The sequence below is a fragment of the Mesoflavibacter sp. SCSIO 43206 genome, from assembly GCF_019904215.1.
GTDB lineage: Bacteria > Bacteroidota > Bacteroidia > Flavobacteriales > Flavobacteriaceae > Mesoflavibacter > Mesoflavibacter zeaxanthinifaciens.
Map to the genome: position 1 here is coordinate 2828147 of NZ_CP063201.1, position 20942 is coordinate 2849088.

Genomic DNA, 20942 nt, shown 5'->3' on the forward strand with positions numbered 1-20942 from the left:
TTTTGTATTTTTAGTCCATATATAACCCAAATTATAATGCATCAATTTCCTAATATTATACTATACGCTATTCCTTTTTTTATAATAGCTATGGTTGTAGAAGTGGTCTATACTGTTAGATTAAATTTAAAATCTTACCAAACTAAAGACTCTGTAACGTCTTTAAGTATGGGCATTGGCAATGTCTTACTTGGCTTTATAAGCAAAGCTATTGTTATAGCAGCCTTTTATTTTGTGTATGATAATTTTAGGCTTTTTACGATTCCTGTAACTTGGTGGAGTTTTGTTTTAATCTTTTTTGCTGACGATTTTAGTTATTATTGGTTTCATAGGATATCTCATCAATGTCGTTTATTTTGGGCTTCGCATGTTGTGCATCATTCTTCTCAGCATTATAACCTAAGTACAGCTTTAAGGCAAACGTGGTCTGGTGGTTTTTACACCTTTATTTTTTGGTTATGGTTACCTCTAGTTGGTTTTAATCCAGGTATGATTTTACTTCAAATGTCAATAAGCTTGTTGTATCAATTTTGGATACATACAGAAGCTATTAACAAAATGCCTAAATGGTTTGAAGCTATATTTAATACGCCATCGCATCATAGAGTACATCATGGTAGCAATCCTATTTATTTAGACAGAAACCATGCTGGTATTTTAATTATTTGGGATAAACTTTTTGGTACTTTTCAAGAAGAATTAGATGATGAAAAGGTGATCTATGGATTAGTTAGCAATATTAAAACTTATAATCCTGTAAAAGTTGCTTTTATAGAATGGTTTTTTATGTTTAAAGATACTTTTAAACATAAAATTTCTTTAAAAAATAGAATTAATTATCTAATAAAACCACCAGGTTGGAAACATGATGGTACAGGAAAACTAAGCGATGATTTAAGAAACGAATGGTTAAAGAACAGACAAAATGAACTTCAGCAATAAAGTTGTTTGGATAACTGGTGCCTCTAGTGGAATAGGAAAAGGTCTTGTTGAGCATTTATCTAATATGGATTGTAAGTTAATTATTTCTGCAAGAAATAAAGCCAAATTAGAAGCTATAAAACTAACCTGTAAAACGCCTGAAAATGTAACTGTTATTCCTTTTGATTTAGCCGAAATTGATAACATGAAAACGGTTGTTGAAACCGCAGTTAACTGCTTTGGAAATATTGATATTTTAATTAATAATGCTGGTATTAGTCAACGATCATTAATTGTGGATACAGATATTAGTGTAGACAAAAAATTGATGGATGTTGATTATTTAGGTACCGTTGCGTTAAGTAAAGCTTTACTACCACATTTTATCAAAAATAGAAATGGTCATTTTGTAGTGGTTACAAGTCTGATGGGTAAATTTAGTTCTCCTTATCGTTCTGGATATTGTGGCGCAAAACATGCTTTACACGGTTTTTTTGATGCTTTACGTATGGAACATCAAAAAGACAATATAAAAGTAACTATTGTTTGTCCTGGTTTTGTCAATACTAATATTGCAAAAAATGCTTTAATTGGCGATGGAAGTTTACAAAATAAACAAGATCAAGCTACTGAAAAAGGATTAAGAGTTTCTGAATTCAGTAAACGGATGATTAAAGCGATACAAAAGGAAAAATTTGAAGTATATATTGGTAAAAAGGAAATTTTTGGAGTTTATTTAAAACGATTTTTTCCTAAACTATTACATAGTTTAGTTATTAAAAGTGATGTCAGGTAAATAGTTATTCTTGAGTTTCTATATTAATTTCTGTTAAGATTCTTATTTCTTTTTCTGAATATAAATCTTTAACAACAGATTTTAATTTACAAGGATTAGACAAGTAACCTTCTGTAAAACTGAAGTTTACATAAAATTTTTCTTTTATATCATTGTACGATACTCCTTTAGTTTCACTAACATTAAATAAATTACTGCTTGATAAAATTTCCTCTTTATCATTATCAATAATATCTAAAGAAAACATTGGATATACAAGACTGTCCTTAACTGATAATCCATCTAAACCTTCAATAAATAATAAATACTCTTTACCGAATTTAAAATTATCTTTACTAGTCAATACTTGCTCTTTGCTTTGGTCCCATAAATAAACATTAGAATATTCTAGCCCTTCAGTCTTTACTCTTAAAAGGTCATTTTCTTTAATCGTAAAAGGCATTTGTAGATTATAAGTACCATTACCTTTTGTATCCCATATATTTACAAAAACTTTATATGTTTCATTTTTAGAATAAGGTAAGCCTGCAGTTATATGAGCTTGCAATTGCAATGGTTTTAAGTCTGTACCATTAACAGATATATCTTTAATCGTGTTTGGAATATTTAAAACTGTATCCTTTTGGTTTTTAACAACATAAATTGACATAGCAGGATATGCTTTCTCTTCGACCACTTTAAATCCTGTTATATTATCGAAAATAAACTTTATTTTTTCTCCGTAGATAATTTCATTTCTGTTATCCTCTACATCATTAATTGTCATATAGACATCGTTACATGCAAGACCTTTTCCTCTAGTGTAAGTATCTGTGTTAAAGTCTTTTTTTACAGACTGGTTATACTGGCAACTTGAAAGCAATAAAGATAAAACGATAACTTTAAATAGTTTCATATAAAATAATTTACAACAAATAACCTACACCTAAAAGTACACTAAATAATACAGTAGATAAAGCTAGTTTTTTTAATTCAGGATCAAAGTCTTTTGGATTTGACACCTTATTTACCTTTGACAAATGTATAAGTAATGGTATGTAAGAAATGATAAATAATAAACTAAAAGGTGAAGAAGTATAATATAAAACACTAAAAACGAGAGCACAAATCATAGCACCTCCAACTAAAAAGTAATGATATTTTTTTGATTTTTCTTTACCTAATTTGACCGCTAATGTAATTTTATTTGATTTTGTATCAGAGATTATATCTCTCATATTATTAAGATTTAATACTGCTGTACTTAACATACCAACACTAATAGCTGGTAAAATTACTACATGGTCTATCTGCTTTGCATACAGCACATAACAACCTATAACACTTACTAAACCAAAAAATACAAATACATAAATATCTCCTTTGCCACGATAGCCGTAAGCAGATTTACCAACAGTATATTTAACAGCAGCTCTAACCGCCAATCCTGCTAAACCAAAAAAAAGTAAAGCTAATAGAAGGTTATCTGATCCAAAAGAATAATATACCAATCCCACAGTTAAAACTATAGATATTAATATGTTTATTCTTATAGCGTTAAACATTTCTTCCTTAGTGATAGCACCGCTTTGTAATGCTCTTTGTGGTCCAATACGATCATCGTTATCAGTGCCTTTTATACCATCTCCATAATCGTTAGCTAAATTGGATAGAATTTGATAACTAAGTGTGGTTAAAATTGCTAATACAAATATTTTTATATCAAAAACACCATTATATTCTGCAAAACAAGACGCTATAATTATTCCTGATATTGATAAAGGTAGCGTGCGCAAGCGCATTGCAGATATCCATTTTAAAGTGTTTTTCATCTTAAGGAATCCATTTTTTAGGAAAATTAGGCTTACGTTTTTCTAAAAAGGCATCACGACCTTCTTTTGCTTCGTCAGTCATATAAGCTAAACGTGTAGCTTCACCTGCAAAAACTTGTTGTCCAACCATACCATCGTCTGTTAAGTTCATTGCAAACTTTAGCATTTTGATAGATGTTGGTGATTTAGCTAAGATTTCTTGTGCCCATTCGTAAGCAGTGTCTTCTAAATCTGCATGTGGTATTACTGCATTTACCATTCCCATTTCATATGCTTCTTGTGCAGAATAATTTCTTCCTAAAAAGAAAATTTCGCGTGCTTTTTTTTGTCCTACCATTTTTGCCAAATATGCAGATCCATAACCACCATCAAAACTAGTTACATCAGCATCGGTTTGTTTAAAAATGGCATGTTCTTTACTTGCTAAAGTTAGATCGCAAACCACGTGTAAACTGTGTCCGCCACCAACTGCCCAACCTGGTACAACAGCTATTACAGCTTTTGGCATAAATCTAATTAAACGTTGTACCTCTAAAATATTTAACCTATGGTAACCATCTTCTCCAACATAACCTTGATGTCCTCTAGCTTTTTGATCGCCACCAGAGCAAAAACTATAAATTCCATCTTTAGAAGATGGTCCTTCTGCAGATAAAAGAACTACACCTATTGATGTGTCTTCATTTGCATCATAAAAAGCATCGTATAATTCTTTTGTTGTTTGTGGTCTAAACGCGTTACGTACATCTGGTCTGTTAAATGCAATACGTGCAACACCATTACATTTTCTATAAGTTATATCTTGATATTCTTTGGCTGTTTCCCAATTAATTTGGCTCATGATGTTATTTTTTATAATGTAAAAATAAGTAATTATATAATTTTAGTGTGTTTTACCAAGAAATAACTTGTAAGTAATTTGCTTAATTCTTACAAATCTAAAACGTTTTAGGTGTTAAAAAAACTAATTTTCAAATAGTTACAGACACATAATTTATTCTTCATTTTATTTTTGTTTGTCGTTATAAAAGTGAATTTTATCGAAAGTTTATTTTAATTGACCCTGAATTTATGGTTTCATTTACCAGTGAAATATTTTTGAATCATAAAGAATTTAACGCTATTAATTTTTATGAAAGTTGAAAACACAAACTTAGCCAATGAAATAAAAGATGTTTATGTATCTGATAGTGGTATCTTTTATTTTTTAGACGGAATTATAATTTCTGAAATTAATGAAGGTGTTACCTATACATGGGACGAAGCCCAAGAAATTATACATGAAACCTTAAAACATTATCCTTCTGATAAACAGATTTGTTATATATCCAATAGAGTTAACAAATACTCTGTTAAACCACAAGATTGGTTAAAATTTCAAAAAGGAAATTTAAAATTAAATGGTTATGCTATAGTTACAGAATTTGAAAGTAGTTGGCAAAGTGCTTTAATGGAAAAATTTTTCTTTAGGTTTAAGATGGAAAGATTTAATGATTTATATGAAGCTATAAATTGGTGTAGATTAAGAAATCAAAGTAAGTATAGACAGTTTAATGTTGGTTAAGGTGTATACCATCTTCTTTAATTAATATTAATTTTTGTTTATAAAGTGTACCTATTGCCTTTTTGAAGCTTTTTTTACTCATCTCTAAAGCATCCTTAATATCTTCTGGACTAGATTTATCATTATAAGGTAAAAAACCAGAGTTATCTTTTAATTCTTCTAAGATTTTATCTGCATTAGGCTCTATACTTCTGTAACCTATTTGACCTAGAGTTATATCTAATTTATTACCTGGTCTAATTTTTTTAACTATTCCTTTTAGCTTGTCTCCAACACTTATATCTTGATAAATATTGTCTTTATAAATTAATCCTGAGTGTATATTATTTACAATAACATTCATACCAATATCACTTGGATGTGATGCTATTAAATCTACTTCTTCAAACTGTTCTACGGTTAGATTAGTATTATCTAGAAATCTATTGGTTTTACTTGAAGCTACTAGACGTTCTGTTTTTTCATCTATATAACACCTTACTAAATACCAACCTCCTTTTTTCATCGGGAAAGCTTGCTCTTTAAACGGACAGAATAATTCTTTTACTAAACCAAAGTCTAAAAAAGCACCATATTTAGAAACCTCATTACAACGTAGCATTGCAAACTCTCCGTTTTTAATGTAAGGTTTTGTTGTTGTTGCTATGATACGTTCTTCATTATCTAGATAAACAAATACTTCAATCTTATCTCCTATTTCAAAATGTTCTGGTACGTATCTGTTTGGCAACAATACTTCGTTACCTTCACTATCACCAAGAAATAATCCTGGTTGTGTGTCTCTTAAAATTTCAAGTGTATTATATTCTCCTATTTGTATCATTTTGCAAATGTAAGCATATAAAAAAAGCGTTACAGAATTGTGTAACGCTTTTTTTAATATTTTTTATCTATTAGTATACAGATTCTTTATTAAAATGTTTAGTTAATAAATAGTATACAACAGCTCTATATTTATTTCTGTTAGATTTACCGTAAGTTTCCATAACAGCATCTATTGCTTTATCTAATTCTGGTCCATCATTTAAACCTAATTTTTTAATTAAAAAATTGTTTTTTACTGTATCTAATTCAGATTGATCAGATCCAGAAACAGTTGCTGCATCTGCATTGTAGATTGATGGTCCGCAACCTATCGTTACTTTAGTTAACAAATCCATATCAGGATTTACACCACATTTATCTTTTAAATCTGCTGCATATTTAGTAATTAATTCATCGCGTTTACTCATAATAATAACTTTTTATAGATTAATATTTTTTAGCTACTTTAAAGGTACAATTTTTTGATGTATTGTAAATGGTTACTATTCACAAATATAACAAATACGATAAAAGGTATTTTTTTACGATAAAATTATTTTATCGCTTTAAAGTAATTAAGTAAAACATCATCATTTTGGGTAGATGGTGTAAAAATTTCTAACAACTTTGGTTTGTTTGATAGTTCATAAAATTTTGATAAAGCTTCATTTAACTCAAATTCATCTTTAGTTCTTTCATATTCAAAATTGTACATTTTACAAAGATGCTCTGCTGTTAAATGATGTTTTGTTTCAAAATAATAATCAAAATTAGCAGTGTTTTTATGACCTGGAAGTATCCTAAAAATTCCTCCACCTTCATTATTTATAACAATAATCCTGAAGTTATTTGAGATGTAGTTGTTCCACAAGGCATTACTATCATAAAAGAAAGATAAATCTCCTGTAATAAAAAGTGTGGGTTTTGTATTACCTATCGCTGCTCCAATTGCTGTACTTGTACTACCATCAATGCCACTTGTTCCTCTATTACAAAATACTTCTAAAGTAGGATTGACATCAAATAATTGCAAATATCTAATCGTGGAGCTATTACTAACTTGAAGTTGCCAATTATTTGGTATAGTATTTAAAATAGAATGAAATGCTTTAAAATCTGTAAATTCTATTTTATTTAAGTAATCAATATGATTTTTTCTACGATTTTCTAATTGTGATAACCAAAATGAAGCATATTTACTTTGATTAGTAATAGTTAGTGGTAAAAAAGCATTAAAAAATGAATTTATATTTTGTTTAAAGACTTTATCTAGAACAAAAAATGTATCGTTAGCTTTATTTTTACCAACATGCCAATGGTGTTTTGGTTGATAATCTCTTAAAAAGCGTTTTATTTTTTTTGAAACTATTAAACCTCCAAATGTTAATACAATTTCAGGTTTTAAAACTTGAAATTCTTCAGGTGTTAACGCTGCTATTAATTTATCTATACTTGGTACAATCTTAGAATGATGAAGGTTTGATGTAGTTTCTGTCATAATCAAAACACTATCATCTTCTGCCAATTGGTTGATAAATTTTTGCTCTACAGAATTTGGGCTTAAAACACCTACTAAAACCAGTTTTCGATCTGCTTTATTCCAAATTTCAGCATATGTTTGGTAATCGCTTTCAATTTCATCTTCAACATTAGGTTGTATCTCTTTTGGATTAACAGTAAGTGCGTCTACTCTATCATAAAGTGGCTCGTCAAACGGAATATTAATGTGTACTGGACCTAAATTTTCTATAGAAGTATTTATGGCTTTATTAATTTCAGTTTCATTATAGTCTTGAATATTCTGCTGTAAACCTAAAAAAGACTCTAATCTATTTTCAATGTTTTTCATTATCGGTAAATCGTCTTGTTTTTTAGATTTTTTTTCGTCTAAATCTAACTTCAAATTTGCCGAATATAAAATGTGATTTTTATAGACATCTTCTTGATTAATTGTCTGTCCGTCACCAATACCAACCAAATATTTTGGTCGATCGGCACTTAAAACCACTAAAGGAATATTACTGTAAAATGCTTCTGAGACTGCTGGATAATAATTTAATAAAGCACTACCAGACGTACAAACAACCGCAACTGGCGCATTAATTTGTTGTGCAATACCAAGAGCAAAAAATGCCGCACAACGCTCGTCTACAATACTGTAACATTTAAAATAATCGTCATGCGTAAAACCTATGGTTAACGGCGCATTACGACTACCTGGTGATAAAATAATATGTTGAATCTGTTTAGCTTTACAAAGCTGAACAACGGTCTGTGCTAAAGGAATTTTTGGGTACTTCATTCTACTTACAAAAATACGCAATTTTTAAGTCTAAATGAATTTGATTTTAAAAGAAATCTAGCCTAAAGTAAGCTTTTTGTGGTTAAGCTTTTAGCAACGGTTTCTTCCCATTCTTTTTCTGGGTTAGAATCTTTTGTAATTCCGCCACCAACGTAGATTAATGCTTGATTATTTTTTATTTGAAGACAACGTAAATTAACAAATAAATTAGTGACAGTTTTAATGCTTTGGTAGGCATTATTTTCTACATTTTTACGGTTGGTATTTCTTGATTTTGTTTGAGTAAAATTAAGTTCGCCTAAAAAACCGGTATAAAACTCACGATTATAATTTTCATTTTTTAAAATGAAATCTTTTGCTGTCGCTTTTGGTAATCCGCAAACTGCTGGCGTAGGATGCAACGCTTTTAAAACATTTTTAAAGTTGAAATTAGCTTTATCAAAAACTGCCGAAATTTTTGTTTGTAAGTGTAGTAATTGACCAGCTTTTATAGTTTGTCGTTTTGTAGTACTTACTGTATTTATCAATGGTTTAAGGCTATCTACAATAAAATCGGTCACAAATTGCTGCTCTTCAATTTCTTTATTTTGCCAAGTTACATCTGTTGTATTTACATACGGTTGTGTACCTGCTAACGACATTGTTTGCAATCGGTTACCTTCAATTTTTAATAACGTTTCTGGTGTTGCTCCTAACCACAAACCTACTTTTGGATGGTACCAACAATACACCATTGCGGTCTTGTAATTATTTAGCAATCTTTTAAATAGCAAAATAGTTTCTGAACTATTAAATGGCGATTGTTCAACTCTGGAAACAACTACTTTTTTAAAACTTTCGTTTTTAATTGCATTTACAGCATTTTCAACTAAATTAACGTGAAATTGCTTTGCTTTTTCTCTATTTTCTAAATTGAAATTTGATTGAGAATGTTCAGTTTCATCTAAAATTATTTCATCTTTAAATTCAATAATTTCACTTTGATTTAAAGGAAAAATAATGGCGTTTTCAATATTTTCAAAAGGTGAAAACACAAAACCAGAATTAGTAAAATCTTGACAATAATTTAAAGCATCATTCTTTTGTAAAATAGCATAAACGCTAGTCTCATTTGGCTTACGATACGCTACAAATGGTAACTGATTTTCTAAACGATTTTGTAATTGATTGAAAAACGATTGCTGCATTAATTACTTCTTTTTTGGTAAAGAAATAGTTGACAATTTACAGATAGATATTAGGTTTTCATCTTGATCGGTAACTCTAATATCCAACAATTGCGTGGTACGACCTTTGTGTAAAAATGTTGCTTTTGCAAATACAAATCCTTCTCTAATACTTTTCACGTGATTTGCTGTAATTTCTAAGCCTCTAACCATTAAATTAGAGTCTGTAAATATCACCGATGCAAAACTACCAACACTTTCTGCCAACGCTGCTGTTGCGCCACCATGTAACACACCATCTGGTTGATGTACCTTTGAAGTAACTGGCATTCTGGCAACTAAAAAATCTGGTCCAAAATCTACCATTTCTATTTCTAAAGTTTCCATTAGTGTATTTTTACTAGCTTTATTGGCTTGTGCTAGCACTTCTTCTTTTGTGTATTGCATTGTTATAATTTTGAGCTGTAAATTTACTAACTATTTTAGAAGAATTTTAATTATTACACTCAAAACACTGTAATAATTTTTCAGGCAAATTAATGTCTTCCGAGCCTTTTAATGATTGATTTACCAAACCTTTTTTATCAATTTCGGCTTTAAATTGCTTGGCATATTCTATTAAATGGTCACGTCTTGATTTTATTTTCGAGATAATTTCTTCTCCATCTATTTCTGCTATTTGTTTTGGCCAAACAGACAACGATTGTTCTAAAACCTCATCGGTTAATAATTGCTGAAGCTGTTTTGCTTGCTCGACAAATAATTCTTCTGAAGTATTTATAAGGAAATATTGATCAAAAGGATAGACTAATCCTGGCATAAAATCTATTTCTGATGTAAATGGTCTTAATTCTGGAACTACATTTTTATCTGAAAGTATGGTTGGTAAAACGCCATCTACACTAAAAAAAGCATTGTCTCTATCTCCTGCAATTGGTATAGCTTTTAGCGCTTCATTTTCTTGTTTTACAATCCAGCCCCATTGTTTGGTATGTCTGTCCCAATCGCCAATTAATAAATCAAAAAGTCGTACGCGAATCAAAGCTTTTTTATCTAGTGTAAGTTGTTCTGGTTGCTCTAATTTTAGCTCTTGTAAATCGTCTGTATCTAAAATTTCTACAACATTATTTTCTTTAGTCCAATTGGTTTTGCTTTCGGTTTCATATTCTAAAAGAAATAATCTATTTCCGTATTTATCATTATAATTACCTAGTGTTTTCTGTTTTGGTACAAAGACTAATTTAGGTTTCGTGTGATGTACTTTGGCGTGTTCTGCCAATTTAGCCACCAAAATAGCTGCGTAAGGATGTTGTGCAGAAATGCCATCTACTACAATATTTTCTAAACCTAAAGTTTTTGCAAATTCTGGAATTAAAGCTTCTGGATCTTTATTAACGCTGCGTAACGTTAATTCGATATCATTTTTGGTTTTTAATTTTAGAGAATGGGTTTGCTTACCGCCACCTTCTTTTTCTATAGTAACGCCACCAAATAATGTATCTAAATACATAACTGGGACTTTTACAGGTGTTGACCAAGCTTTACGGTATTGCTCGCCTTGCATTAGTTTTTTTACTTCATCTGCTTTAAACAAAGAACTTGCTGCAATTAAAACAGAATCTTTAGTTTTAAAATCTACCGAATTGATGTTTTTAATATTGATTAATTCTGACTTTTTGAAAACTTGGTCTGTAGAAGAAGTTGACCAATATAATAAGCCTATAAAGATTATAAGCACAATGATAAGAAGATAGAAAAAGCGTTTCATTAAGATTTTTAGTTGGTTTTCTACAAGTTACAAAACTTAAAAACCCTTAAAGAATCAATTTCAGAGATTAATATTTTATTAACTAATTTCTAAAGCTTTTTACTAAAGTTAGGTGCTTGTTATTTGCCATTCCGTTAGGATTACAACCTAATTTACCTTCAGGAATTTCGATATTTAATGCTTTGTAATGACTAACCCAACCTTCGTGAAACTGATTGGTTTTAGGATCTTTAAAGGTCATTGGTTCTAATTGAAATACTTGATGATCTTTGAAGGCTTCGTAGACAAATTCTGAACAATAATAACCTTCATCTTCAAAAATGTAAGTGGTATTGTATGGCTGACCAAGCAATGCTTTTGCGTTACTAATAGCTTTTGAAGCTTGAGCAGATTCAAGCTGATTTATACGGTAAACATCTGCAAAATACGTTGTAGAATCTTCTGGTTGTAAAAACACTTGCAACGGTTGAATTACAACGCCTAAATCTGCATCGGAATGAATGACTTTTACCGAATCATTTTCAATAAAACAAATTCCCATATGCGTATAATTAGTCACTTTTTGAGTTTGGGTGACTTCATTTATAGCTTCAGAAAGTTGACTTATTGAAATGGGTTCTCTAAAAATAACATCACCAGTTTTTATAGTCTCTTTTTTTGCACAAGAGACTATTAAGACTAGGATAAAGCATAAGTATTTCATCTTAAACTAAATTTGAAATAATGTCTTTTACAGGCAAAATTTCTTTAGTGTGTTCTATACTTGGACCTGCAACCCAAACCGTTTTGTAAGTCGCTTTTTTAGCTGCTTTTTCGGTAGCTTTCATTCCTATTGAAAAACGAATCATTTTCACCCATTTTTTCAATTTTTTATTCTTGTTTAACAGGTTTTCTATCCAAGTAGCTTTTGTACCAATTTTTTTAACGTAAGGTGTATTAATGACTGTACATGGTGTCCCAGAAATACGCTCGGTCATTACTATATCTTTTGCGCCATAATCTACACAAGCTTGCTTATATTCATCAGTAACGCCAGCCTCTACTGAGGCTATAAACGGACTTCCAACAGAAACGCCAACAGCACCATAACTTAACATTTTATCAATATCTGCCTTACAGCCAACGCCACCAGCAGAAATAACAGGAATATTTAAATTATCTTTTAAAGTTGAAATTAATTCTTCTGGTGAGATATTTCCTCTATGTCCGCCAGCTTCGTTATTTACTGCAACAACAGCATCTGCGCCTAAACTTTCTACTTTTTGAGCAAAACGTAAATCGGTAATATCACAAAACACTTTGATACCTACTTTGTGAGCATGTTCTATCGTTTCTTTTGGATTACCTAAAGAGGTTAAAATAAAATCACAACCTTCTTCGCATAGCACATCTAATTGTGCTTTTGCTTTTGGGTTAGATTTGTTTACGATTAAATTAAATCCAAAAGCACCACCTTCAGGCTTGCTAGCTTTAAGTTCTTTAATTGCTGCTCTTAATTCTTCTAAAGTACGATAGTTTAATGCTGGTATACATCCAGCAATACCAGAATTCATTGCTTCTTTAACCATTGCAACGTTAGACACCAAAAACATTGGCGCCATTATGATAGGATGTTTTATATTAAGTAACTCTGTAAGTTTAGTTTGCATATTTATCAGTTTATTTGATCGCATAAATATACAAAAAATATTATGCATGCATAACACTTTTTAGTTTTGAAATCTATAATAACCACATTTAAGGTATTCTCCTTCTGGAAAGGTTACTGGATGATCAATGTCATGTCCAGTTTTTAAAATTAAGTTGAAAATTCTATTACTGTCTAATAACACTTGTTTATTTATATCGAAAAACGCTTGAGGAACAACTCTAGAAGAACATGAGGCTAAAACTAATAGTCCATTTTTAGCAGTAAGTTGTTCTCCTAATTGGGCTAACTGCGCGTATTTCTTTTTAGCTAAATCAATCTCTGACGCTTGTTTTGCAAAACTTGGCGGATCGATAACAACTACGTCAAACGTTTTCTTGTCTTTAATAAGTTGCTTCAGTGCTTCAAAAGCATCACCTGCAATGGTTTTATGTATTCCTGTATAATCGTTTAATTTTCCGTTTTGAACAGCAACTTCCAGCGCTTGTTTACTTATATCTAAACTGGTTACTTCTTTTGCGCCATTATACAATGCATGTACCGAAAATCCGCCAGCATAACTAAACACATCTAATACGGTTTTGTTTTTACTCCACTCTCCTACTTGTTTTCTATTTGCACGGTGATCTAAAAAATAACCTGTTTTGTGACCTTTAATGACGTGAGCTGAAAATTTTACGTCGTGTTCAACAAATTCAACAACTTCATTATGTAATTCGCCATAAATAACATCACCATCTTTTAATTGGTGATTAGATGAATTTTCTAAACTTCGGCTTAATCTAATAACTACAGTTTCAGCTTCAGAAATTTGTTGTAAACTAGGAATAATGGTTTCTATGTAAGGTAGCCAGATTTCGGAATATAATTTAACGACCAAAACTTTGTCATACACATCTGCAATTAACCCAGGAAATCCATCATTTTCGCCAAACAATAAACGGTAACTATTAGTATTAGTTTGCAATAACGGTTGCCTTAAAGCAAATGCGTTTTCTATTTTATAATGAAAAAAAGCGGAATTGACTTCAACCTTTTCTTGAGAATTGTGTATGATTTTGATACGAATAGGCGAATTAGCATCAAACAAACCTAATGCTATGACTTTGTTTTTGTTTTTACTGAAAATGATAGCTAAATCACCAGTTTTAGCATCGTCATTTATCTTAACAATACTGTTAGAAAATACCCAAGGATGACCTTTTACCACAAACTGTTCTCCTTTTGCATTTAATTTTACAGCAAGGCGTTTAGGTTGGTAATTTGCTTTTATTTTTTCTGAAAAAGTCATCTACTAATTTTACTACAAATGTAGGTTATATAAATGCAAAAACGCAACCGAAAAGGTTGCGTTTTTAGTTTTATTTAGATTCTAAGTTTTACTAAGAAATAATAAATTATTTCACTTCTTCGAAGTCTACGTCTTCAACATCGTTACCAGAGTCTGCTGCTTGACCTTGTGCGCCTGCACCAGCGTCTGTAGCACCAGCTGCTCCTTGTGCTTCTTGTTGTGCTTTGTACATTTCTTCACTAGCAACTTTCCAAGCTTCGTTAATTTTTTCTAACGCTGGCTCGATTACTGCTAAATCTTTTGTTTCGTAAGCTTTTTTAAGTTCTTCTAAAGCATCTTCAATTGGCTTTTTCTTATCGTCTGATAATTTATCACCAAATTCATTTAATTGTTTTTCCGTTTGGAAAATCATAGAATCTGCTTCGTTTAACTTCTTAGCACTTTCTGCTGCTTTTTTATCTGCTTCTGCATTTGCTTCAGCGTCAGCTTTCATCTTTTGAATTTCATCTTCTGTTAAACCAGAAGAAGCTTCAATACGAATATCTTGTGATTTTCCTGTTGCCTTATCTGTAGCAGATACTTTAATAATACCGTTAGCATCAATATCAAAAGTTACCTCAATTTGTGGTACACCTCTTTGTGCTGGTGGAATTCCGTCTAAGTGGAAACGTCCAATTGTTTTATTATCTGCCGCCATAGCACGTTCTCCTTGTAATACATGGATTTCTACTGATGGCTGATTATCTGCTGCGGTAGAAAATACCTGAGATTTTTTTGTAGGGATTGTTGTATTTGCTTCGATTAACTTAGTAAATACGTTACCCATAGTCTCAATACCTAATGATAATGGTGTTACGTCTAATAATAATACGTCTTTTACATCTCCTGTTAATACACCTCCTTGTATAGCTGCTCCTAAAGATACAACCTCGTCTGGGTTTACTCCTTTACTTGGCGCTTTACCAAAGAAACTTTCTACTGCTTTTTGTACTGCTGGAATACGTGTAGATCCACCAACTAAGATAATTTGGTCAATATCACTTTTACTTAATCCTGCAGATTTTAATGCAGACTCACATGGCTCTATAGTACGTTTTACTAAATCGTCTATTAATTGCTCAAATTTACTACGCGTTAATGTACGTACTAAGTGTTTTGGTCCACTTGCTGTAGCTGTGATGTATGGTAAGTTAATTTCAGTTTGCTCAGAAGATGATAATTCTATCTTTGCTTTTTCTGAAGCTTCTTTTAAACGCTGTAATGACATTGGATCTTTACGTAAGTCCATGTTTTCTTCAGCTTGAAACTCGTCTGCTAACCAGTTAATGATTTTTTCATCTACATCATCACCACCTAAATGTGTATCTCCGTCTGTAGATAATACTTCAAAAACGCCATCTCCTAATTCTAAGATAGATACGTCATGTGTACCACCACCAAAGTCAAATACTACTATTTTCTGGTCTGTTCCTTTTTTGTCTAATCCATAAGCTAAAGCTGCTGCTGTAGGCTCGTTAATGATACGTCTAACTTTAAGACCAGCAATTTCTCCTGCTTCTTTTGTTGCTTGACGTTGACTATCATTAAAGTAAGCTGGTACAGTAATTACTGCCTCACTTACGTCTTGTCCTAAGTAGTCTTCAGCTGTTTTTTTCATTTTTTGAAGTACCATTGCAGATAATTCTTGTGGCGTATATAAACGACCATCAACATCTACACGAGGTGTGTCGTTATCACCTTTTACTACTTTATATGGTACACGTTCTGCTTCGTTTTTAGATTCAGAATATTTGTTACCCATAAAACGTTTAATAGAATAAACAGTTTTTGTTGGGTTTGTTACTGCTTGACGTTTTGCTGGATCACCAACCTTTATCTCTCCGCCTTCAACAAAAGCGATAACAGAAGGTGTAGTACGCTTACCTTCTGCGTTAGGGATAACTACTGGTTCGTTACCTTCCATTACAGAAACGCAAGAGTTAGTTGTTCCTAAATCGATTCCAATAATCTTACTCATAATTTTATATAATTTATTTTTTTGTTGTGTTTTAAAAAACTTATTCGACGTCTTTAAGTCAATTAATATGCCAAGACATTTTTACTGACACGATGTCAGATTTAAATTTAAACAACTAATAAAACAGTATTTTAAAACATAATTGTAACTTTATAAAAATTAAAATTTTAGTTATGAAAAAATTATTGTCCTTAATTATTATCACTTTATTATTTGCTTGTGAAGGTCCTCAAGGTCCTCCAGGATTTGATGGTCAAGATGGCGGACTAATTGTTTCTAGTGCTTTTGAAATTGCTATAGATTTTACAGCTGAAAATAATTATGAATTTATAGAACCATATGGTTTTGATTTGTTTCCTTACGACATGACACTTGTGTATATTTTATGGGATACAGATAACGGTCAAGATATCTGGCGTTTGTTACCTCAAAGCACCACTTTTGAAGACAACACATCTTTAACTTACAACTTTGATTTTACTCAAAACGATGTAAGGTTTTTCTTAGAAGGAGATACAAATTTTAGTACTTTAGATCCTGTCTGGACAGATAATCAAATATTTAGAGTTGTTGTTGTTCCTGCAGATAACGTTGGTAGAGTTGATTATTCTGATATTAATAATGTCATAGAATTACTTGATATAAAGTCATTTAAAAGACGATAAACTTTATTAATAGTTAATATTTTCTCTTTTTTATTGTAACACAAATAACAAATGTATATTTGCGAAAAATATAACGTTTTCGTAAATGGAATGTATCTCGGTTTTTGATATGCTTAAAATTGGCGTAGGTCCATCAAGTTCTCACACTTTAGGACCTTGGCGTGCTGCCGAACGCTGGATTTATGAGCTAAAAGCAGATAACTTTTTTGACCGCATTATTAATGTAAAAGTTGACCTATATGGGTCATTATCTTTAACAGGAAAAGGTCATGCTACAGACTTAGCCGTTATGCTAGGTTTAAGTGGTGCTGATCCAGAACGTATACCTACAGATACTATTGACATTGTAATTGCGTCTATCACTAATACGCACAAATTAGTTTTAAACAATGAGTTAGTAATTCCTTTTGAACCCGAAAAGGATATTGTGTTTAACCGTGAGTTTTTACCATTTCATGCAAACGGAATTAAGTTTACCGCTTACGCGGAAAATGAAACGCATGAGTCTACCTTCTACTCTATTGGTGGCGGATTTGTGGTTAAAGAAGAACGTACTGTACATGAAGAAAATGTAGAACTGCTTAAAGAATTTCCATACCCTGTTCACAAAGCAACTGAGTTACTAGAGTTTTGCCATAAAGAAAATCTTAGTATTTCTGAAATTGTACTTGAAAACGAAAGATCACTTCGTACGGACGAAGAAATTGATTTTGAATTAAATCGCATTTGGCAAACCATGCTAGAATGTATGTTTATTGGTTGTCATACCGAAGGTAATCTTCCTGGTGGATTAAATGTAAGAAGACGTGCCTACGATACACACAAACGATTAAATATCGAAGTGCCTTACACAACACCACAAGAATGGTTAGAAAGTATAAGAGAAAGTGAAGTAAAATTTAGACAAATCCTTAAATGGGTTAGCTGTTTTGCTTTAGCCGTAAATGAAGTTAATGCGTCTTTAGGTCGTGTGGTTACAGCTCCAACTAACGGAAGTGCTGGTGTAATTCCTGCTGTGTTAATGTATTATATGGTTATAGAAAATCATGATGGCGATTTTAGCGACATAAAGCGTTTTCTTTTAGTAGCTAGTGAAATTGGTAGTATCTTTAAAAAAGGTGCAACTATTAGTGCTGCAATGGGCGGATGTCAAGCTGAAATTGGCGTATCTTCTGCTATGGCTGCTGGTGCCTTAACCGAATTACTTGGTGGTACGCCAGAACAAGTGATGATTGCTGCAGAAATTGCAATGGAACATCATTTAGGTCTAACCTGCGATCCTATTGCTGGTTTAGTACAAATTCCTTGTATAGAACGTAATAGTATGGGCGCAATAAAAGCTATTAATGCTGCCGAATTAGCTTTAGATACAGATCCTAAAAACGTAAAAGTACCTCTAGACAAAGTAGTAGATACCATGTGGGAAACCGCTAAAGATATGCATACTAAATATAAAGAAACCAGCGAAGGTGGATTAGCGGTTAGAGTAAGTTTGTCTGATTGTTAGCTTCGACTACGCTCAGCTATCAATTTTTCGATTACGCATAGCTTCCAACTGTTCTATAGTGCTTGGTTACTGATTTTGGACACATAATTTTACTTGTCTGGTTGAGTGCATTCGAGACCTAAAAAACAACCTCTTGACTGCGCTAGAGAGGACATTAAGTTTAATTAATTTTCACAATCTTTACGTCTGGTATCTACTAAAAAGAAAATTTTCCAAGCATTATCTACTTTTATTAACTGAAATGAATTAACGCCACAATGACTAAACTGGTCGTTAAACCAAAACTGGTAAGGTGTCCAAGCATTTGCCATATTTCCGTCAATTTTAATATCAAAACTCAATAGCTTTTCTTCAAATTTTTGATTTTTAGGAATTGATAAAATTGAAGTTATAAATTTTGAATAGTCTTCGGTATGTAAAATGGTTTTTCCTTCTCGGTTAGTCGCTATGGTTTGTAACGTCACATCTTTATAAACCACTTTATTTAATAGTGTAGAATCCTGTTTATGAAAACCTTCAAAAAACGTTTCGATAGTTTTTTGTACTTCAGCTTCACTTTGCGCAAAAGTTTCAACAGAAATTAATAGCAAAATAACATAGAAAATTGATTTCATTTTAAATATAATTTATTGTAAATATAAGATTTTCAACTAAAAGAAAAATTTAGCAATACGCCTTAATTTTAGTACTTTTACAGTCTATCAAATTAAAAATTATGTCTACCGCAAAAAAAGAATATAAGAGAGTTACTGTAAAAACATTAGTCGATATGAAGGCTAATAACGAAAAAATTTCTATGCTTACCGCTTACGATTATACTATGGCTACTATCGTAGATGGCGCTGGTGTAGACGTTATTTTAGTTGGTGATTCTGCAAGTAATGTAATGGCAGGTCATGAAACTACGTTACCAATTACTCTTGACCAAATGATTTACCATGCCTCTTCTGTAATTCGCGCTGTAAAACGTGCATTAGTAGTGGTAGATTTACCATTTGGAACTTACCAAAGTGATCCTAAAGAAGCCTTAAGATCTGCTATAAGAATTATGAAAGAATCTGGCGGACATGCGGTAAAACTTGAAGGAGGAAAAGAAGTAAAAGAATCTATTAAACGTATAATAAACGCTGGTATACCTGTAATGGGACATTTAGGGCTTATGCCACAATCTATCTATAAATTTGGAACTTATACAGTAAGAGCTAAAGAAGAATTTGAAGCTGAAAAACTAAAATCTGATGCAATAATGTTAGAAAGAGCAGGTTGTTTTGCTATTGTTCTAGAAAAAATCCCTGCTACATTAGCTAAAGAAGTTGCAGAAAGCGTGTCAATTCCTGTAATTGGTATAGGTGCTGGTAATGGTGTAGATGGTCAAGTATTAGTTTTACACGATATGATTGGCATGACCCATGAGTTTAATCCAAGATTTTTACGCCGCTATATGAATCTTTATGATGATATGACTTCTGCAATATCTCAATATGTGGATGATGTAAAGTCGGTTGATTTTCCTAGTGAGAAGGAACAATATTGATATAGATTACTGGATTGTTAGATTGTTAGATTAATTAGATTACTATTTATGCATAGATTTAAGGATTTAGAAATCTGGAAACGTAGTAGAAGTTTTTGCTCTGCTATTTATAAAGTCACTTCAAACTTTCCTGAATCTGAAAAATTTGGGCTAACAAATCAATTAAGGCGAGCTGCTGTATCAATTCCATCTAACATTGCTGAAGGTTCTTCTAGAAAATCAAATAAAGATTTTGCTAGATTTTTACAAATAACATTAGGTTCTGCTTTTGAAATTGAAACTCAACTTCTAATAGCTTCTGATTTAAAGTTTATTTCAGATGAAGATTTAGAATCATTATTAAATGAATTAAATTCAATAATCAAAATGACTTCAAAGTTTAATACTTCTTTAAACTAATCTAAAAATCTAATCATCTAGTGATCCAAAAATCGAAACATCTATCCAACAAAAACAATCTTCAGGTCATTTACGAAGACAACCATATAATTGTGGTTAATAAACGTGCTGGAGATATTGTACAAGGTGATAAAACTGGTGATAAACCATTAAGTGATGTAGTCAAATCTTATTTAAAAGATAAATATAATAAACCTGGAAATGTCTATTTAGGAACGGTACATAGATTAGACAGACCTACTTCTGGATTGGTCATTTTTTCTAAAACTAGCAAAGCTTTACCTAGACTTAATAAAATGTTTGCAACTAAAGATATTACCAAAACCTATTGGGCTTTAGTTAAAAATAAACCTAAAAAAGATTCAGATAGACTTGTACATTGGCTAAAAAAGAATCCTAAAAACAATAAATCTTACGCACATTCTACCGAAGTTAAAGACAGTAAAAAAGCTATATTAAGCTATCAAATTATCAAAAAACTAGATAATTTCTACTTATTAGAAGTTACTTTAGAAACAGGTAGACACCATCAAATTCGCACTCAATTATCCACTATTGGTTGCCCAATAAAAGGCGATTTAAAATATGGTTTTGATAGAAGTAACAAAGATGCTAGTATAAGTCTGCATGCCAGAAATATTAAATTTATTCATCCTGTATCTAAAGAAGAATTAGATATCACAGCACCATTACCAAAAGATCCAGTTTGGGACGCCTGTATTTAGTTTAATAATTCTTATTTTTATTAA

22 protein-coding genes are annotated in these 20942 nt (G+C 31.4%); 8 read left to right on the forward strand and 14 right to left on the reverse strand.

All coding sequences use genetic code 11. The features are described 5' to 3' along the window. The first annotated feature begins 36 nt into the window (after positions 1-36). On the forward strand, positions 37-942 hold the full coding sequence (locus INR78_RS12995; protein WP_223076860.1) for a sterol desaturase family protein: 906 nt from the start codon (positions 37-39) through the stop codon (positions 940-942). Beyond that, entirely contained in the window at positions 926-1717 is a 792-nt protein-coding gene (locus INR78_RS13000) for an SDR family oxidoreductase (protein WP_223076861.1), read from the forward strand. Before INR78_RS12995 ends, INR78_RS13000 begins: the two co-directional genes overlap by 17 nt. A 4-nt stretch (positions 1718-1721) precedes the next feature. On the opposite strand, the gene INR78_RS13005 is transcribed toward INR78_RS13000, so the two are convergent. From INR78_RS13005 to INR78_RS13015, 3 genes are read right to left on the reverse strand one after another with little or no spacing between them, the layout of a single operon-like run. Further along, the gene (locus tag INR78_RS13005; protein WP_223076862.1) at positions 1722-2612 is read right to left on the reverse strand and encodes a hypothetical protein; all 891 of its coding nucleotides are present in this window, start codon (positions 2610-2612) and stop codon (positions 1722-1724) included. A gap of 10 nt (positions 2613-2622) precedes the next feature. Further along, entirely contained in the window at positions 2623-3528 is a 906-nt protein-coding gene (gene menA / locus INR78_RS13010) for a 1,4-dihydroxy-2-naphthoate octaprenyltransferase (RefSeq protein WP_223076863.1), read from the reverse strand. 1 nt (position 3529) lies between these two features. Then, positions 3530-4369 (reverse strand): 1,4-dihydroxy-2-naphthoyl-CoA synthase, encoded by an 840-nt coding sequence (locus INR78_RS13015; protein WP_027878857.1) that lies wholly within the window; start codon positions 4367-4369, stop codon positions 3530-3532. A gap of 291 nt (positions 4370-4660) precedes the next feature. Between INR78_RS13015 and INR78_RS13020 the strand changes: the two genes are divergently transcribed. Next, positions 4661-5092, forward strand: coding sequence for a hypothetical protein (locus tag INR78_RS13020; RefSeq protein ID WP_223076864.1), 432 nt, complete (start codon positions 4661-4663; stop codon positions 5090-5092). Here the strand turns inward: INR78_RS13020 and INR78_RS13025 are convergent. The 10 genes from INR78_RS13025 to dnaK all read right to left on the reverse strand — a co-directional run bounded on the left by INR78_RS13025 (position 5079) and on the right by dnaK (position 16088). Continuing rightward, on the reverse strand, positions 5079-5915 hold the full coding sequence (locus tag INR78_RS13025) for a S1 RNA-binding domain-containing protein (RefSeq protein ID WP_106678040.1): 837 nt from the start codon (positions 5913-5915) through the stop codon (positions 5079-5081). The genes INR78_RS13020 and INR78_RS13025 overlap by 14 nt on opposite strands. Positions 5916-5985: 70 nt before the next feature. After that, positions 5986-6324 (reverse strand): DUF2853 family protein, encoded by a 339-nt coding sequence (locus INR78_RS13030; protein WP_106678042.1) that lies wholly within the window; start codon positions 6322-6324, stop codon positions 5986-5988. Between the two features lie 125 nt (positions 6325-6449). Then, positions 6450-8198, reverse strand: coding sequence for a 2-succinyl-5-enolpyruvyl-6-hydroxy-3-cyclohexene-1-carboxylate synthase (gene menD / locus INR78_RS13035; RefSeq protein WP_223076865.1), 1749 nt, complete (start codon positions 8196-8198; stop codon positions 6450-6452). 62 nt (positions 8199-8260) lie between these two features. Then, entirely contained in the window at positions 8261-9385 is a 1125-nt protein-coding gene (locus tag INR78_RS13040; protein WP_223076866.1) for a chorismate-binding protein, read from the reverse strand. 3 nt (positions 9386-9388) lie between these two features. Continuing rightward, positions 9389-9811, reverse strand: coding sequence for a PaaI family thioesterase (locus tag INR78_RS13045; RefSeq protein WP_027878851.1), 423 nt, complete (start codon positions 9809-9811; stop codon positions 9389-9391). A 46-nt stretch (positions 9812-9857) separates the two neighbouring features. Next, complete coding sequence (locus INR78_RS13050; protein ID WP_223076867.1) at positions 9858-11132, reverse strand: hypothetical protein; 1275 nt, start codon at positions 11130-11132, stop codon at positions 9858-9860. An 82-nt stretch (positions 11133-11214) separates the two neighbouring features. Next, entirely contained in the window at positions 11215-11835 is a 621-nt protein-coding gene (locus INR78_RS13055; RefSeq protein WP_223076868.1) for a YiiX/YebB-like N1pC/P60 family cysteine hydrolase, read from the reverse strand. Position 11836: 1 nt separating this feature from the next. Then, the gene (locus INR78_RS13060) at positions 11837-12781 is read right to left on the reverse strand and encodes a nitronate monooxygenase family protein (RefSeq protein WP_223076869.1); all 945 of its coding nucleotides are present in this window, start codon (positions 12779-12781) and stop codon (positions 11837-11839) included. Positions 12782-12841: 60 nt separating this feature from the next. Next, positions 12842-14071: a class I SAM-dependent rRNA methyltransferase gene (locus INR78_RS13065; protein ID WP_223076870.1), complete on the reverse strand. Its 1230-nt coding sequence runs from the start codon at positions 14069-14071 to the stop codon at positions 12842-12844. Between the two features lie 106 nt (positions 14072-14177). Next, positions 14178-16088: a molecular chaperone DnaK gene (gene dnaK, locus INR78_RS13070; RefSeq protein ID WP_223076871.1), complete on the reverse strand. Its 1911-nt coding sequence runs from the start codon at positions 16086-16088 to the stop codon at positions 14178-14180. A 173-nt stretch (positions 16089-16261) separates the two neighbouring features. Between dnaK and INR78_RS13075 the strand changes: the two genes are divergently transcribed. Together INR78_RS13075 and INR78_RS13080 are read left to right on the forward strand one after the other, a co-directional pair. Further along, positions 16262-16753 (forward strand): hypothetical protein, encoded by a 492-nt coding sequence (locus INR78_RS13075; RefSeq protein WP_223076872.1) that lies wholly within the window; start codon positions 16262-16264, stop codon positions 16751-16753. An 85-nt stretch (positions 16754-16838) separates the two neighbouring features. Next, entirely contained in the window at positions 16839-18260 is a 1422-nt protein-coding gene (locus INR78_RS13080) for an L-serine ammonia-lyase (RefSeq protein WP_223076873.1), read from the forward strand. Between the two features lie 164 nt (positions 18261-18424). Here INR78_RS13080 and INR78_RS13085 read toward each other — a convergent pair whose 3' ends face one another. Next, positions 18425-18874, reverse strand: a complete 450-nt coding sequence (locus tag INR78_RS13085) for a nuclear transport factor 2 family protein (protein WP_223076874.1) — start codon at positions 18872-18874, stop codon at positions 18425-18427. Between the two features lie 101 nt (positions 18875-18975). On the opposite strand from INR78_RS13085, the gene panB reads away from it, so the two are divergent. From panB to INR78_RS13100, 3 genes are read left to right on the forward strand one after another with little or no spacing between them, the layout of a single operon-like run. Then, entirely contained in the window at positions 18976-19794 is an 819-nt protein-coding gene (gene panB, locus INR78_RS13090) for a 3-methyl-2-oxobutanoate hydroxymethyltransferase (RefSeq protein ID WP_027878841.1), read from the forward strand. Positions 19795-19842: 48 nt separating this feature from the next. Next, the gene (locus INR78_RS13095; protein WP_223076875.1) at positions 19843-20193 is read left to right on the forward strand and encodes a four helix bundle protein; all 351 of its coding nucleotides are present in this window, start codon (positions 19843-19845) and stop codon (positions 20191-20193) included. A gap of 20 nt (positions 20194-20213) precedes the next feature. Then, positions 20214-20918 (forward strand): RluA family pseudouridine synthase, encoded by a 705-nt coding sequence (locus tag INR78_RS13100; protein WP_255593082.1) that lies wholly within the window; start codon positions 20214-20216, stop codon positions 20916-20918. Positions 20919-20942: the final 24 nt, after the last annotated feature.